Source organism: Asticcacaulis aquihabitans (assembly GCF_032490435.1).
Classification (GTDB): Bacteria; Pseudomonadota; Alphaproteobacteria; order Caulobacterales; family Caulobacteraceae; genus Asticcacaulis.
In genome coordinates this window covers 347,619-362,746 of sequence record NZ_JAVGWM010000004.1, presented here as the reverse complement: position 1 = coordinate 362,746, position 15,128 = coordinate 347,619, and the positions used below count along the sequence as shown (strand labels likewise).

The 15,128-nt window shown below is 62.0% G+C and carries 16 protein-coding genes; 11 read left to right on the top strand and 5 right to left on the bottom strand.

Annotated elements, in window-relative coordinates; genetic code table 11:
* Positions 1-27: 27 nt before the first annotated feature.
* Positions 28-495 carry a hypothetical protein gene (locus RCJ00_RS16005; protein ID WP_316223200.1) on the bottom strand — a complete coding sequence of 156 codons (468 nt, stop codon included), beginning with the start codon at positions 493-495 and terminating at the stop codon, positions 28-30.
* Between the two features lie 127 nt (positions 496-622).
* On the opposite strand from RCJ00_RS16005, the gene rlmN reads away from it, so the two are divergent.
* From rlmN to RCJ00_RS15975, 6 genes are all read left to right on the top strand, one after another.
* Positions 623-1,861 (top strand): dual-specificity RNA methyltransferase RlmN, encoded by a 1,239-nt coding sequence (gene rlmN, locus RCJ00_RS16000; protein ID WP_316223199.1) that lies wholly within the window; start codon positions 623-625, stop codon positions 1,859-1,861.
* Between the two features lie 145 nt (positions 1,862-2,006).
* Entirely contained in the window at positions 2,007-2,465 is a 459-nt protein-coding gene (locus RCJ00_RS15995) for a DUF350 domain-containing protein (protein ID WP_316223198.1), read from the top strand.
* A gap of 96 nt (positions 2,466-2,561) precedes the next feature.
* Positions 2,562-3,383, top strand: coding sequence for a peptidase (locus RCJ00_RS15990; protein WP_316223196.1), 822 nt, complete (start codon positions 2,562-2,564; stop codon positions 3,381-3,383).
* Positions 3,384-3,409: 26 nt separating this feature from the next.
* Complete coding sequence (locus tag RCJ00_RS15985) at positions 3,410-4,054, top strand: DNA-3-methyladenine glycosylase family protein (RefSeq protein WP_316223195.1); 645 nt, start codon at positions 3,410-3,412, stop codon at positions 4,052-4,054.
* A 145-nt stretch (positions 4,055-4,199) separates the two neighbouring features.
* Positions 4,200-4,592, top strand: coding sequence for a hypothetical protein (locus RCJ00_RS15980; protein ID WP_316223194.1), 393 nt, complete (start codon positions 4,200-4,202; stop codon positions 4,590-4,592).
* A 65-nt stretch (positions 4,593-4,657) separates the two neighbouring features.
* Positions 4,658-5,023 carry a YidB family protein gene (locus RCJ00_RS15975; protein ID WP_316223193.1) on the top strand — a complete coding sequence of 122 codons (366 nt, stop codon included), beginning with the start codon at positions 4,658-4,660 and terminating at the stop codon, positions 5,021-5,023.
* A gap of 64 nt (positions 5,024-5,087) precedes the next feature.
* On the opposite strand, the gene RCJ00_RS15970 is transcribed toward RCJ00_RS15975, so the two are convergent.
* A complete protein-coding gene (locus RCJ00_RS15970; RefSeq protein ID WP_316223192.1) occupies positions 5,088-5,408 on the bottom strand; it encodes a hypothetical protein in 321 nt (106 codons plus the stop codon).
* 203 nt (positions 5,409-5,611) lie between these two features.
* A complete protein-coding gene (gene acs, locus RCJ00_RS15965; protein WP_316223191.1) occupies positions 5,612-7,549 on the bottom strand; it encodes an acetate--CoA ligase in 1,938 nt (645 codons plus the stop codon).
* Positions 7,550-7,745: 196 nt separating this feature from the next.
* Here acs and RCJ00_RS15960 point away from each other — a divergent pair, with 196 nt between their 5' ends.
* Positions 7,746-8,483: a creatininase family protein gene (locus RCJ00_RS15960; protein ID WP_316223190.1), complete on the top strand. Its 738-nt coding sequence runs from the start codon at positions 7,746-7,748 to the stop codon at positions 8,481-8,483.
* A 98-nt stretch (positions 8,484-8,581) separates the two neighbouring features.
* Here the strand turns inward: RCJ00_RS15960 and RCJ00_RS15955 are convergent, their stop codons facing one another.
* Together RCJ00_RS15955 and tsaD are read right to left on the bottom strand one after the other, a co-directional pair.
* The gene (locus tag RCJ00_RS15955) at positions 8,582-9,589 is read right to left on the bottom strand and encodes an NAD(P)H-dependent glycerol-3-phosphate dehydrogenase (RefSeq protein ID WP_316223189.1); all 1,008 of its coding nucleotides are present in this window, start codon (positions 9,587-9,589) and stop codon (positions 8,582-8,584) included.
* Entirely contained in the window at positions 9,586-10,707 is a 1,122-nt protein-coding gene (gene tsaD, locus RCJ00_RS15950; RefSeq protein ID WP_316223188.1) for a tRNA (adenosine(37)-N6)-threonylcarbamoyltransferase complex transferase subunit TsaD, read from the bottom strand. The genes RCJ00_RS15955 and tsaD overlap by 4 nt, the downstream gene beginning before the upstream one ends.
* Before the next feature lie 80 nt (positions 10,708-10,787).
* On the opposite strand from tsaD, the gene hemC reads away from it, so the two are divergent.
* The 4 genes from hemC (at position 10,788) to RCJ00_RS15930 (ending at position 15,116) form a co-directional block, all read left to right on the top strand.
* Complete coding sequence (hemC, locus tag RCJ00_RS15945) at positions 10,788-11,729, top strand: hydroxymethylbilane synthase (protein ID WP_316223187.1); 942 nt, start codon at positions 10,788-10,790, stop codon at positions 11,727-11,729.
* 1 nt (position 11,730) lies between these two features.
* A complete protein-coding gene (locus RCJ00_RS15940) occupies positions 11,731-12,477 on the top strand; it encodes a uroporphyrinogen-III synthase (RefSeq protein ID WP_316223186.1) in 747 nt (248 codons plus the stop codon).
* A gap of 114 nt (positions 12,478-12,591) precedes the next feature.
* Complete coding sequence (locus RCJ00_RS15935) at positions 12,592-13,566, top strand: COG4223 family protein (RefSeq protein ID WP_316223185.1); 975 nt, start codon at positions 12,592-12,594, stop codon at positions 13,564-13,566.
* The gene (locus tag RCJ00_RS15930) at positions 13,563-15,116 is read left to right on the top strand and encodes a heme biosynthesis protein HemY (RefSeq protein WP_316223184.1); all 1,554 of its coding nucleotides are present in this window, start codon (positions 13,563-13,565) and stop codon (positions 15,114-15,116) included. The genes RCJ00_RS15935 and RCJ00_RS15930 overlap by 4 nt, the downstream gene beginning before the upstream one ends.
* Positions 15,117-15,128: the final 12 nt, after the last annotated feature.

Here is a 15,128-nt window from a genome sequence, read left to right as displayed (position 1 = left end):
TACGGCTCAATCAACCCACCGCCTTGACTATCTGCCCAGTCCTGTCAGGGCCCGCAGCAACTTTGTTTGATCGACATATTGCAGCATATCGCCGATGGCGGACTGGACATTGGCATCGCCTAGCAACCCTTGCAGGGCCTTCTGGCCCAGGGCCGTGAACGAGGCCTGAATCGCCTCCTGACCGTCGGTCTGAAGGGCTGTGCGGGTTTCAGCGGTACAGTCCGTCGTCAAAAGACGGGTAAAGAGGTCACCACCGGCCTTGTTGATCGCGACATATTGCGACGCGGAGATAGCGCTCATGTCGGCCACCTTCGGATGGCGCGCCATGATGGCGAACGCCCAACGCACCAATGTGACCTGATCATCGGCGGAGGCTGACCGGACCAGACAGGCCGACAGGGCCTGGGTCGCGGGGCCGGTGGCGGCATTGGCGGCGACCGGAAGCGCCGTCGCGGCGACTGCGCTGATCAGGAAAATTTTGAGGAAATGCTTCATAACAGGACCTTCCAGGTAATATGACCACCAGGATGACCAAGCAATGTGGCGTCGATTAGACATTTGCAGCCATTTCCTGTATAGCCTCGCGCAATCCCTGCAATCTGACCTTTGAAAGCCGCATATCTTGGCCCATACGCTCGACCTGTCCGTTAAATCCTCGGTTGTCACCCAAGCTGTCGCTCCGTTGGTGAACATCACCGGACTGACGCGGGCTGGCCTGATTGAGGCCTTGACCGAGTCCGGCGTGGTCGAACCGCGCAAGGCCAAGATGCGCGCCACCCAGATCTGGCGCTGGGTGCACCATTACGGCTTTACCGATTTCGACCTGATGACCGACATCGCCAAGGATCAGCGCGCGCTCCTCAAAGAGAAATTCTCGCTGGCCCGGCCGGAAATCGTCGAACGCCAGATCAGCCAGGACGGCACACGCAAATATCTGATCCGTATGGCGCCGGGCATCGAGGTGGAAAGCGTCTACATTCCGTCGGTCGGCCGCGCGGGCGCCCTGTGCGTATCGTCCCAAGTCGGCTGCACGCTCAACTGCTCCTTCTGCCATACGGGTACGCAAAAGCTGGTGCGCAACCTGACGACGGCGGAAATCGTCGCCCAGGTCCAGGTGGCCCGGGACGATCTGGGCGAATGGCCGTCGCCAAAGGAAGACCGCCAATTGTCGAACATCGTCTTCATGGGCATGGGCGAACCACTCTACAATCTTGACCAGGTCGCCGACGCCATCGACATCATTTCCGACGGCGAAGGCATCGCCATTTCGCGCCGTCGCATCACCGTATCGACCTCGGGCGTTGTGCCGGAGTTGGAAGCGCTCGGTAACCGTACCCAGGCCATGTTGGCCATTTCCTTGCACGCCACCAATGATGAACTGCGCGACGTGCTGGTCCCGCTCAACAAGAAATATCCGATCGAACAGCTTATGGCCGGGATCCGCGCCTATCCGGGCCTTTCCAATGCCCGCCGCGTCACGTTCGAATATGTCATGTTGAAGGGGGTGAACGACACCCCGGCCGAAGCCCGCGCCCTTATCCGCCTGCTCAAGGGCATTCCGGCCAAGATCAACCTGATCCCGTTCAATCCGTGGCCGGGCAGCGACTATCTATGCTCGGACTGGCGCACCATCGAAGCCTTCGCCGCCATCCTCAATAAGGCCGGCTACGCCTCGCCCATTCGCACGCCGCGCGGACGCGATATCCTGGCGGCGTGCGGACAGTTGAAATCGGAAAGCGAAAAGAAACGCGCCTCAGTTGTGCGTCGCGAACAACGCGACGAAGCTGCGTCAAATCGGGACACGGGTGCCGCCGAAGGCGGCCTGCCCTTTGCCTATCTGACAGGCGACATGCTGGACTAACCTGTTGTCCGAGTTAAACAAACAGCCTGTCATATAAAATTTGTCCACAGGCCGACAGCGTGGGCTTGATCTTGCAGGGAAGTTACCTCATTAGTATGCGCGCCCGTTACAATAGTGACGGTCAGCGCAATAGAGGGGACCGCGCATGACGCCCGACAGTTTTAACCTTAACTTCCTGTCGCCCGACGTTTTGCGGCCGGAAATGCAGGCCTTCGCGACGGGCTTTCCCATCACCCTGCTGCATGCCGGCGTGACGCTTCTGATGCTGCTGATCGGCGCCACCATCTATTCTTTGTTGACGCCTTACAAGGAAATCAACCAGATCCGCGACGGCAATTCGGCTGCCGCCGTCGCCTTTGGCGGCGTCATCATCGGTCTGGCCCTTCCGCTGGCCGCCTCCATGGCCGCCTCGACTTCGCTGCGTGAAATTGCCCTGTGGGGCGGCGCCACCATCATCCTGCAACTGTTTGTTTTCCGGTTGGTCGATTTCCTGCTGGCCGGCCTGCCCAACCGCATCAATGAGGGCGAGGTTTCCGCCGCCGTGCTGCTGGTGTCGGCCAAGCTGGCCGCCGCCCTGATCCTTGCCGCCTCTGTCGACGCCTAGAACGTTTCCGATCATGTGGAATCGAAAAATTCTCTATCCGTCTGTTTTTCCAAAAAGTGGCGTCCACTTTTTGGCATGATGCTCTAGGATTACGGTATGAAACTGGACTGGCTCCTATATGCCGCGGCCCTTACGACCATTGTGGTCGTAACCGGCAATTGGCATGAAACGTCCAATTCGCCGCCCGCCCCGCCACCCCCGGGGATCGGCGAAATGTCCCTGTTCGCCAATTTCACGCCCTTCACCATTTCCTCGATCATCAACCTGCCCGTGGACGATCAGAAGATCATGACCGGCACGGCCTTTTCCATTTCGAAAAGCGGTGAATGGATTGTCGCCAAGGACAGCGTTGGTGACTGCACCCACCCCTTCCTCAATATCGGCGGCAATCTGGCTGTGCCGTTCAAGACCCGCCCGGCACCCGGTCATGATAATTTCCTGGTCGCCGTGACCAGTGGCGGCGGACGGCCGCTAAGCCTGGTCGATATGGCCAATGTCAAACCCGGCATGCGCGGCTTCATGATCGGTTATCCAGGCGGCAGCGTCGGCGAGGCCACGGGCCGTCTGATCGGGCGCGCCACCTTGGAACGCTCCAAGCGCTTCCAGCATAACGAAGCTGTTCTGGCCTGGGCCAAGGCCGGTCAAACAGAAGGTTTGAAAAGCGACCTGAATCAATTGCAGGGCGGGCCGGCGGTCGATGACAATTCGCACGTGGTCGGCATCACCTTGCGGGAAAATCCGCGCCGGGGCCGTATCTACACCACCGTGCCGGAAACGGTGTCCGCCATCGCCTCGACCGTGGAGCGTAAGCCGGATTTTGATGCCGAAAACACGCTGACCAAGCGCAACTACGGCATTGTTTCGGATACCTTGCGCCGCGAATACCGCGTGGCCCAGGTCGGCTGCATCATATCCTGACGCAATTGCGCAGCTGGCTGTGCTAAATGCCGGACATGACCGCCAATCCGCTCGATCCCGTCCACCTCGCCCACCTGGCGCAATGCGATGCGCGCCTGAAGCCCCTCACCGACGCCTTTTCGCATATCCAGTATCGTATACGGCCCGGCGGCTTTCCGGCCTTGCTCGGCCTGATCGTCGAACAGCAATTGTCGGTGAAGGCGGCAGACACCATCTTCGCCCGGCTGCGCGACGGCATCGGCGAATTGACGCCGCAAAACCTGCTGGCCCACGATGAGGATCTGTTGCGTGGCTATGGCCTGTCGCGTCCCAAGATCGCCTATGCCCGCGCCCTGGCCGACGCCTTTCACAGCGGCGGATTCGACACCGAGGCCTTGGCGGCGCTGAACATCGAGGACGCCGCCGCGCGTCTGATCGCATTGAAGGGAATCGGGCGCTGGACCGCCGAGGTCTACCTGATGTTTTCGGAGGGACGTCTCGATCTGTTTCCCGTCGGCGACGTTGCCCTGCGCGAAGCCGTGGGCTGGCTGGACGACCTGACTGAGCGCCCAAACGAAGCCTATTGCGCGGAGCGGGCACGCGATTGGTCGCCCTATCGGTCCGTTGCCGCCCACCTCCTGTGGGCCTGGTATGGGGCGGTGAAACGGGGCGAAATGTCCCGGCAGATCTAAGCCGGCTGGCCTTTGACACCGGCGTTATGCGGAGGCGGTCTATGGCCCTAAAACTGACAAAATGCTGCCGATATCCTCCCCCTCGACATGGTCCCCCATGCCCGGGGCCTGCGATTCAGGCCGAGAGTCTCAGAGGAAACTCAACATGCGAATTGCTTTTACCCTCAGCATACTGGCACTAGTGGCCACACCCGCCGCGATCATCAGCCAGGCCAACGCCGCCGCTACGCCGGCCAACACAAAGATGACCCAGTGCGCCGCGCAATGGCAAAAGGACAAGGCCGCCAATAAGACCAACGGACAGGACTACAAGGCCTATTCCGCCGCCTGCCTGAAGGGCGCTACGCCCGCACCTGCGCCTGTGGCGAAACCCGCCATGGCTGCTGCCAAGCCCGCCGCCACAGTGGTCAAGGCGTCCAACACCAAGCCGCAGGACCGCATGAAAGAATGCGGAGCCAAATGGAGCCAGATGAAGGCTGCCGGAAAAACCGGTAATCAGACCTATAAGCAGTTTTCGGCCACCTGCCTGAAAAGCTGATCTGAACAGGTGGGTCAGGCCGACATCAGTCTGACCCGATCTTCCCCAATCCAAGGAATAGAATCATGAGTCTTTTTGACGGCGTCCTTAACGCGCTGGGCGGCGAAAGCGGCGCCATGGCCGACCTGCAAGCCCTTGCCGGCCATTTTGGTGATGGCGGGCTCCAGACCGTTATCGATAAGTTTCACCAGGGCGGCTTGGGCGACATCGTCCAATCCTGGGTGAGTAATGGCGCGAACCTGCCGGTGTCCCCGGAACAGCTCCAAGCCGTTCTTGGGTCCGAACAGGTCACCAAGGTGGCCTCAGCGCTTGGAGTCGACACGACACAACTGGCGTCGGCCCTGCCGGAACTCATTCACAATCTGACCCCCGACGGCCAGGTGCCGCAGGGTGGCCTGAGCGACATACTCGGTGGTCTCTTCAAGGCTTAAACCAAGGACTAAACACTTAGCACGCAGGCGGCCAAGGCGGTCACCTGCGTGTTTGTTTCGCGGCCTAACCGATGCGCTTTACGGTGTTGTCTGGCGTAACTTCGACATCCGGCGTCAAGGCGTTGGCATTAGCATCCTTCGGCGCATCGAATTTACGCCCTTTGTCGGGGTGGAAATACTCCTTGTCCTCTCCCGATTGATTGAGCTCGTTCGGCGAAAACACCGTCTTGCCTTCAAACGTCTCGTCAACAGCCGGTGCGGTTTCGGTTTCCGTTTCGGCTGGGGTGGTCGAGGGCGGCGTCCGATCTTTCACCCGATCTTGGGCCGGATCTTGAGGCGGCGACGGGTGGTTGGACGGATGTGAGGTAAAGGTCTTAGGCATCATGGCGCGTCTCCTTTGATGGTCTTCTGGCAACAGCTTTTTAGCAGGTCAGTCTAGGCCACCTGCCGTAAGGAGAACGTCGTTTTTTATCACCCGAACCGTAAGACTGGCATGAGTGATACGCCTTACGGGTTTCTTGCATGTCACGAAAAAGGCGCCTGACCGGCTCGGTCGGCGCCTCTGTTTCGCGGGATATAGCTGGCGATCTAACCTAGCCCTTTGGCGCCTTCAACCAGGTCCGCCACCACGGATGGATCGGCCAGGGTCGAGATATCGCCCAACTGATCCGGATGTCCTTCGGCGATCTTGCGCAGGATACGACGCATGATCTTGCCCGAGCGGGTTTTCGGCAGGCCCGGCGCCCATTGAATGACGTCCGGCGCCGCCAATGGCCCGATTTCCTGACGTACCCAGGTCACCAGTTCCTTTTTCAGGGCGTCGCTGGCTTCGACACCCTGCTTCAGCGTGACATAGCACCAGATGCCCTGGCCCTTGATATCGTGCGGGTAGCCGACAACCGCCGACTCGGCGACGCTGTGATGCGCCACCAGGGCGCTTTCGATTTCGGCCGTTCCCAAGCGGTGGCCCGACACGTTCAGCACGTCATCGACACGCCCGGTGATCCAGTAATATCCGTCCTCGTCGCGGCGGCAGCCGTCACCGGTAAAATATTTGCCAGGGTAGGTCGAGAAGTAGGTATCAAGGAAGCGCTGGTGGTCGCCATAGACGCTGCGCATCTGGCCCGGCCAGCTGTCGCACAGACACAGATTGCCTTCGGTCGCCCCTTCCAGAACATGCCCATTGGCATCGACCAGACAGGTGACAACGCCAGGCAGAGGCTTCGTGGCGGACCCGGGCTTGAGCGGCGTGGCGCCGGGCACGGGCGTAATCAGGTGACCGCCGGTTTCTGTCTGCCACCAGGTATCGACGATCGGGCAACGGCTATCGCCGACCACACGATGGTACCACAGCCAGGCTTCCGGGTTGATCGGTTCGCCCACCGTGCCGAGAACCCGCAAGGAGGCGCGCGATGTCGCCTTTACCGGATCGTCGCCATGCCGCATCAAGGCCCGGATAGCCGTCGGCGCGGTGTAGAAGATGTTGACCTTGTGCTTATCGACCACCTGCCAGAACCGGCTGTTGTCGGGATAGTTGGGTACGCCCTCAAACATCAGCGACGTGCCGCCATTGGCCAGGGGCCCATAGACGACGTAGGAATGGCCCGTCACCCAGCCGATATCGGCCGTACACCAATAGACGTCGCCATCCTGATAATCGAAGGCCGTCTTGTGCGTATAGGCCGCCCAGGCGAGGTAGCCGCCCGTCGTATGCAGGACCCCTTTGGGTTTGCCTGTCGATCCGGACGTGTAGAGGATGAACAAGGGGTCTTCGGCATTCATCGGTTCCGGCGGACAGTCGGCGGACAGGCCTTCCAGTTCTTCAGAGACCACCAGATCACGCGGCATGCGGCTCCAGCCCGCTTTCGTGTGTTCGACCACAAAGACGTGGCGCACACCGGGGCAGGACTCCATGGCCTTGTCGATATTGGCTTTGAGCGGAATGATCTTGCCGCCGCGCAGGCCTTCATTCGCCGTGATGACGATATCCGACTGGCAGTCCTGGACCCGGCCGGATATCGAATCGGGCGAGAAGCCGCCGAAGATGATGTTATGGACCGCACCGATGCGTGTACAGGCCAGCATGAAATAGGCGGCTTCCGGTACCATGGGCAGGTAAAGGGTGATGCGGTCTCCCTTCTTGGCGCCATACTTTTTCAACAGGTTTGCGCGCTTGTTCACTTCGACGCTGAGCTGGTTATAGGTGACCGTATAGGATATGCCGGGATCGTCGCCTTCGAAGATCAGGGCCACCTGGTCACCACGCGTCGCCAGATGGCGATCAATGCAGTTGACGCTGACATTGAGCACGCCGTCATAGAACCAGCGGATACGGAAATCTTCGCGATGGAAGGAGACGTCCTTGACCTTGGAAAAGGGTTGCATCCATGCCAACGCGTCGCCGAGGGTTCGCCAATGCGCATCCGCGTCTTTTTCGAATAAGGCGTGCTGCGCCGCCAGTCCGTCGGCGGTCAACGTCTTCGGACGGATGAAATCGGCGGGGACGCGGAAAAACGTGTCGCTCATCAGGGCATTTCCTCAGGTCTTTTTACTTATGCAACAGCTTAGGGAAACAGGATTCGAGAGTCTATAAGACCAATAAGAAAAAACCCGCGGATTGGCGTGTACTAACGGCGCCTGATGCGAAATGCGACACGGAGCGGCTTGCCCTCGGCCACGGAGCGGCTATGGTCGCGGTAACAGCTTTCCAAGGAGTGCCTCCATGCTTTTGGCCATGTCTACCTGGTGCGAGATCGACGAGCGCCTGAAGGCGTCGCGCACCGTCGTCATCCCCATCGGTTCCAACGAACAGCACGGGCCGATGGGCCTGCTCGGCACCGACTGGCTGTGCCCGGAAATCATCGCTCACGCCGCCGAAAAGGAAGGCGACATTCTCGTCACGCCGACTTTCAATATCGGCATGGCGCAACATCATCTCGGTTTTTCCGGCACGATTTCGCTGAGGCCCTCCACCTTCATGGCTGCGATCGAGGACTGGGTCGACAGCCTCAACCGCCACGGTTTCGACCGCATCTATTTCCTGAATGGCCATGGCGGCAATGTCGCAACAATCGAAGCGACCTTCTCGGAAATCTATTCGCACTATTCCTATGCCGCAACGCCCTGCCCGTTCATCCTCAAGCTTCGCAACTGGTGGGACTTGCCTGGCATCAGCCGCCTGTGCGCCCGCCTTTACCCGCAGGGTCACGGCAGCCATGCCACCCCGTCGGAAATCGCCGTCACCTATGCCGCCTATCCCGACCGCGTCAAATCGGCCGCGATGGAACCGCAGATCGCGCCGACCGGCCCGATACGCGACGCCCTGGATTATCGCTATCGCTTCCCCGACGGCCGTATCGGATCGGATTCGTCCCTGGCCACGGTCGAACAGGGTCAGCAGATCATCGCCGCTGCGGTGAACGGGCTGATCGACGACATCGCTAAGTTTGACGCGGAGTAGATTAGCGCTTTCCGAAAAGTGTGCTGCACTTTTTGGGATGAAAAAGCGCGTGAAAGAAGGAAAGTAGAGCGCCGATTTCAGTCAGATCGGAATAGGCTCTAAACCCGCTCGGACTTCAGCGGCCGCGACAGCAGGGCTTCGATGGCGCGCGACACATCCATGTCGCCATTGAGAACGGCGTTGACCGCCTCGCAGATCGGCAGTTCGACCTTGTGCTTGCGGCCGAGGTCGACCACGGCCGGCGCCGACTGCACGCCTTCGGCCACACTGACCTTATCGGCGAGGAACTGTTCCAGGGTCTGTCCCTGCCCCAGCGCCAGGCCGACGCTCATATTGCGCGACTGCGGCGACGAACAGGTCAGCACCAGATCGCCAAGGCCGCACAGGCCGGCCATGGTTTCAAATTGTGCGCCCAGCGCCATGGCCATGCGCGACATTTCGGCAAAGCCCCGCGTAATCAGGGCGGCATGGGCATTGCGCCCCAGCCCCTTGCCCTCGGCAATGCCGCAGGCGATGGCGATAACGTTCTTGATAGCCCCGCCCGCTTCTGCGCCGATCAGATCGGTCGATTGGTAGGGGCGAAACGTCGGACCGGCGATGGTGGCGGCGATACGCGCGCCCAGGGCCGCATCCTCGCATGCGATAGTGACGGCGGACGGCAGCCCCATGGCCACTTCGCGGGCAAAATTGGGACCGGCCAACACGCCCGCCACGGCTTCCGGCAACACGTCTTCCAGCACCTCGGTCATCAGGCTGTCGGTTCCGCGCTCAACCCCCTTGGCGCACAGGACGATCGGCAGCCCCTCACGGACATAGGGCTTGAAGGCGGTCAAGGTCGACCGCATGTGCTGGGCCGGCGGCACGGCCAGTATCAGGTCGCATGTCGCCAGATCGGCGAAGCTGCTTGTCGCGGTGATGTCAGGCGACAAGGGGACGCCGCCAAGATACAGGCGGTTTTCATGGTCGGCATTAATCGCGGCAACGACTTCGGGTTCGCGCGCATGCAGGATGACGGCATTGCCGCCCAGGGTCGATACCTGCGCCAGTGCCGTACCCCAGGCGCCGGCGCCGATCACGCCCACCTTTTCGAACGTCTGTATCGTCACGCCTTCGCTCCCTTGCGGCCGGAATATTTATGGATTGGCGCGTTGGCGGCGCTGATCTCGTCGAGCGGCCAGCGCGGACGTGCGACGGTTGCCATGCCTACGTTCATGTCCGGCAACGCCGCCTGATGTCCTTCTTGGCTCAGCTTTTCGTAATGTTCAAGACCCGCCAAGGCGATCATGGCCGCATTGTCGGTGCAGTATTTGAGCGGCGGCGCCTTCAGCTCGAACCCGTTCCGATCGGCAACCGTCGTCAGGGCCGCACGAATCGCCTGGTTCGCGGCCACTCCGCCGGCGACAACAAAGGCGGGCCGGGAAACCGTCACCTGAGCCTTGAACAGCGCCATTGCCCGTTCCGAGCGTTCGACCAGTTGCCGTGTAATCGCCGCCTGGACGCCGGCGCACAGGTCGGCGCGATCCTGCGCCGTCTTGACGTGATCGTAAGCGATCAGGGCGGCAGCCGTTTTCAGGCCCGAAAAAGAAAAATCGCAGTCCTTACGGCCCAGCAGGGCGCGCGGCAGCGTAAACCGCGCGGCGTCGCCTTTCAGGGCTTCGGCTTCCAACGCCGGACCGCCGGGATAGCCAAGCCCCAGCACCTTGGCGATCTTGTCAAAAGCTTCGCCGGCCGCATCGTCTATGGTCGTACCCAGACGCGCGTAGTCGCCCACGCCCGTGACCGACAGCAATTGGCAATGGCCGCCGGAAATGAGCAGCAACAGGAACGGAAAGGCTACGTCTTCGCTCAGGCGCGCCGACAGGGCATGGCCTTCCAGATGGTTGATGCCGATCAGGGGCAGGTTGCGCGCTAAGGCAAAGCCCTTGGCGAAGGACAGCCCGACCATGACCCCGCCGATCAGGCCCGGCCCGGATGTCGCCGCCACCAGATCGAGCGGCGGCTGACCCGCTTCCGCCAGGGCGCGCGCCGCCAGATCGTCGATGGTTTCAACGTGGGATCGCGCGGCGATTTCAGGCACCACGCCGCCAAAAGCCTTATGCTGCATGACCTGGGAATGAATGACGGACGACAGGACATGCGTGCCCGTTGCGTCACGGCGCACCACCGCGACAGCCGTTTCATCGCAACTCGATTCAATACCCAAGACGGTGATACTGTGCGTCATCCTGCTCCTACACCCCGTCATATGGTCGCACGTCAAGTCTTTTGCATTGCCACCTCGTCATAAAATGCTAGGACACCCACATGACGAAGCTGAAGATTGGCACCCGTGGATCGAAACTGGCCCTCACGCAATGCGGATGGGTGCAAAGGCAGATCGTGGCCGCACTTGGCGGCGATCCCGCTCAGGCCGATGAGACCGCCCCCCTTGTCACCATTTCCACGGCCGGCGACCGTATCCAGGATCGTCGCCTGATCGAAGCCGGCGGCAAACAGCTTTTCACCAAGGAAATCGAGGACGCGCTGTTGCGCGGCGACATCGACGTGGCCGTCCATTCGCTGAAGGACATGCCCGCTGCCGATATTCCCGGCCTGTCTTTGGCGGCCATTCCCGTGCGCGAAGACCCGCGCGACGCGTTTTTGAGCCTCAATTACGGCACGATAGACGATCTGCCGCAGGGTGCGCGCCTGGGGACGGCCAGCCTGCGCCGCCAGGCCCAGATGCTTAGCATCCGTCCGGATCTCGAAATCGTCATGACGCGTGGCAACGTCGATACGCGCCTGGCCAAGCTGAAGGCCGGCGACTGCGACGCCATGCTGCTGGCGGCGGCGGGCCTGAACCGCATGGGCCTGAGCGACCACATCCGTTCCTATATCAATCCCGACATTCACGCCTCCGCGCCGGGTCAGGGCGCCCTGGCCATTCAATGCCGCACCGAGGACCTAGGCGCCGGCTGGATGAAGGCCCTCCACCACGAAGCCACCTTCCTGTGCGTGCAGGCCGAGCGTGGCGCGCTCGAAGCGCTTGAAGCGTCATGCCGCACGGCGGTGGGCGCCTATGCGACACTGACCGGCAGCCAATTGACCCTGTTCGTCGAGGCGCTAAGCGCCGATGGCCGGACGCGGTGGCAAAGGCGCGAGATGGTGTCCAATCCAGATGCCGTGTCCGCCCGTAATCTCGGCCTGCGGCTGGGCGTGGACATCAAGGCCGAGGCTGGCCCCGATCTTATCCAGTACGAAGGCTAACATGAAAACCGCCGTCTGGATTACCCGCACGGCATCGGGCGCGAACCGCACCGCGCGCGCCATAGAGGCCAAGGGCTATGAGGCCATTGTCGCCCCCGTCCTTCAGGTCCAGCCGCTGAAAGCGATCATCGATCCGCACAGTTTCGATGCGGTCATCGTCACCAGCCGCAATGGCCTGGCTGGCTTCACCGCCCTGTGCGCGCGTCGCGCCGTGCCTGTATGGTGCGTCGGTGACGCCACAGCCGAAGCGGCGCGCGCCGCCAAGTTCCAGGAAGTCATCAGCGCGGGCGGATCGGTCGATGATCTGGTTAACCTGATCGACCGGCAAGGCGACCGGCATCTGCGGTTCCTGTACGCGGCGGCGAAGACCCCGGCCGCACCGCTTACCGACCGGTTGCGAACCCTCGGTTTCACGATAAATGAGGTGTCCGTCTATGACACCCAGCTCGTGTCAGCCCCCCTCGCCCCGGACGGTCTCTCTCGGATCGGCCCGATCCTGATCCACTCCGCGCGCGGCGGACAGGCGGTCGCCGAGATCCTGATCCGGCATCACGATAAAATTGCCTTTCGTGATCTGAGCTTTATCTGTATTTCTGAGGCGGCGTGGCAGGGTGTGGAGACGGCATTGCGGGCCGCCCGGACTCCGGAGATTGAAAAATCTCTGGCCGAGGGGATCGCGCATCGCATTTCCCCGTTCCCAGACGAAGCCGCCATGCTTATGCTATTGGACGAAAGCGCCTCCCGATAAAGTCTCGGTACTTAATGCCGGTACTTTATGGATGAGACGCCCGGCCAGACAAAACGTGGCGCGGCGCCGGAGATCATGTCCCCGTCATCGCGTTAACTCATACGGGAAGAGACCATGAGCGATCCGCTAACCCCCACCGATGCCGATACCCGGCCTACCGGCGCGGACGCCGTACCCCCATCCGAGCCCGTCGATTGGCAGGAAACGAAGAGCGCGCTGAAATGGCCGATGATCGTGCTGTTTGGCCTGCCCATGGTGATCCTGGCCTGCGGCCTCCTCCTGTTCTTCCTGTCCTATCGTATCAAACCGTCAGCGGCGCCGGCAAAGCCCGCGGCCGTCGCCACCGCACCGGCGCCACAGGCCGACAAGGATGCCCAGATCGCCGAGCTCAGGAGCCAAATCGCCAGCCTGCAGGGACAGTTGGCGCACCCCGCCGATGCCGCCGTCCCCGCTCAGCCGCCGGTTTACACCGCGGACCCGACCGCCCTGACGCAATTGTCGGCGCGTCTGGATCGGATCGAAGAGAACCAGCGCGTCCTGGCCAAGGCAACCGCCTCGGCCTTCGCCGCCCGCACCTTGCAACTGGCCGCCAAGAACCAGCAACCCTTCCTGTCCGAACTGGCCGTGGTCGAGGCGGGCCTCGATGACGCCTCCTTGGCAGCGGCTCTGCGGCCCTATGCCGAAAAGGGCGTCCCCAGCGAGATCACCCTGGCGGTCCAGTTTCCCGCTGCCGCCGCCAAGGCCAATATCGCCGATAAGACGTCCGACCGCGAAGACAGCCTGATCGACACCATCCTGCATGCAATCGGCGGCTTTATCAGCATCCGCCGCACGGACAATCCCAACGGCCAGGGTACCCAGGCGATATTGCAACGCGCGGAAATCCGCCTCAATGGCGGCGACCTGAAAGGCGCGGTGGCCTATCTCGACACCCTGCCCCCCGCCGTTCAGTCCGCGCTGGGCCCTTGGCTTGCTCAGGCCCGGGCGCGCGTTCTGGTCGACGACGCGACCCGGCGCATTTCCGAAACCGCCCTAAATCGCTTAAGCCAGATGACGCGTGAACCGCTCAACAACGGGGGCGTTCTGTGATCCGCACCCTTCTGATCCTGCTCGGCATCACCGCACTCCTGGCCATCGCCATTGCCTGCGTAAGCGATCCCGGACAGGCGTCACTCACCTGGCTGAACTACCGTATCGATACGTCGGCATCGGCGGCGGTCATCATTATCGGCGTATTGGCCTTTTGCGCCGTCAGCTTCTGGAACATCGCCCTGTGGCTGTCGCGATCGCCTCAGCGCGCCGAACGCAAACGCGCCGCCGTCCGCCGCAAGCAGGGCGACGAAACCCTGACGCGCGGCTTCATGAACGTCGCTAGCGGCGACGGCACCGAAGCCCGCCGCCAGGCCGCCAAGGCGCTCGACCTGTGCGACAATATCGTCCTGGTCCGCATCCTCAGCGCCATGGCCGCCGAACAATCCGATGACGATGTCGCCACCAAAGCCGCCTATACTGCCATGCTGAGCGTCCCGGAGCTGAAACTGGCAGGGCTCAAGGGACTTATGAAACTGGCCAAAAGCCGGGGCGAAAAGGCCGAAGCCCTCAAACTGGCGGGCGAGGCCTATAGCCAGCCCAAGCCTAGTATGTGGGCGTTCGAAGCTTTGTTCGAAGCGCATCTGGAAGCCGGCGAATGGCCGCAGGCCCTGGCCCTGATCGACGGGGCCCTGACTCGCAAGCTGATCTCGCCGCTGTTTTCCGAACGCGCCAAGGCATCGCTTATGGCGGCTTCGGCCGCGCGGCTGGAAACGGCGGACGAAGCGTCGTCGCGCGATCAGGCCCTGGATTACGCCCAGCGCGCCGCCAAGCTGCAACCCGCCTTCACGCCAGCCGCCGTCATTGCCGCCCGCCTGCTGGGCAAGACAAAGAAGCTTGGGCGCGCCGAGGACGTGCTGGAAGCGTCATGGGCCGCCGCGCCGCATCCGGCAATCTGGCTCACCTATCGCGACCTGGTTTCGGACGAAACGCCTAAGGAGCGCGCGCGCCGCCTTCAGGGCCTGATCGACCGCAATCCCAAACATCGTGAAAGCCGCATGCTTCAACTGGAATGCGCCCTGCTGACCGCATCCAAACCGGATATTTCGGCGGCCGTGGCGGCCCTGGCCGACGATGCCGCCGACGATCATGTCACCCGGCGAATCACCGGCCTGATGTCGCGCGCCGCGCAAGCGCTCGGCGATCATGACGGCGCCCGAAGCTGGGTCGCCCACGCCGCCCAGGCCAAGGGCGAACCGGAATGGTCCGATATCGATGCCGACGCGAACGCGTTCGCCTACTCGGCCTCGGACTGGAGCGATGTGATCCTGACCTTCGCCCAAAAGGGTGTATTGGCGCATCCGCGCTATGAGCGCGGCGAAAAGGGCCTTCCTGAGGTGCCGGACCTGTCCTCGCGCTACGTCCCGTCCATGCCGTTCATCAAGGGCGCCAAGCGGACAACGGTCCGCGCCGTTGATCTCACACCCCAACCGGACGATGTCGGTCAATATGACGCCGCCATTACGGGCCAGGATTTGGATGAGGTCGCAGCCTTGCCACCAAAGCCCGCTCGCCCGCGAAAAGCTGCCACACCGAAAGCGAAGAAATAATCGCATCAGGCC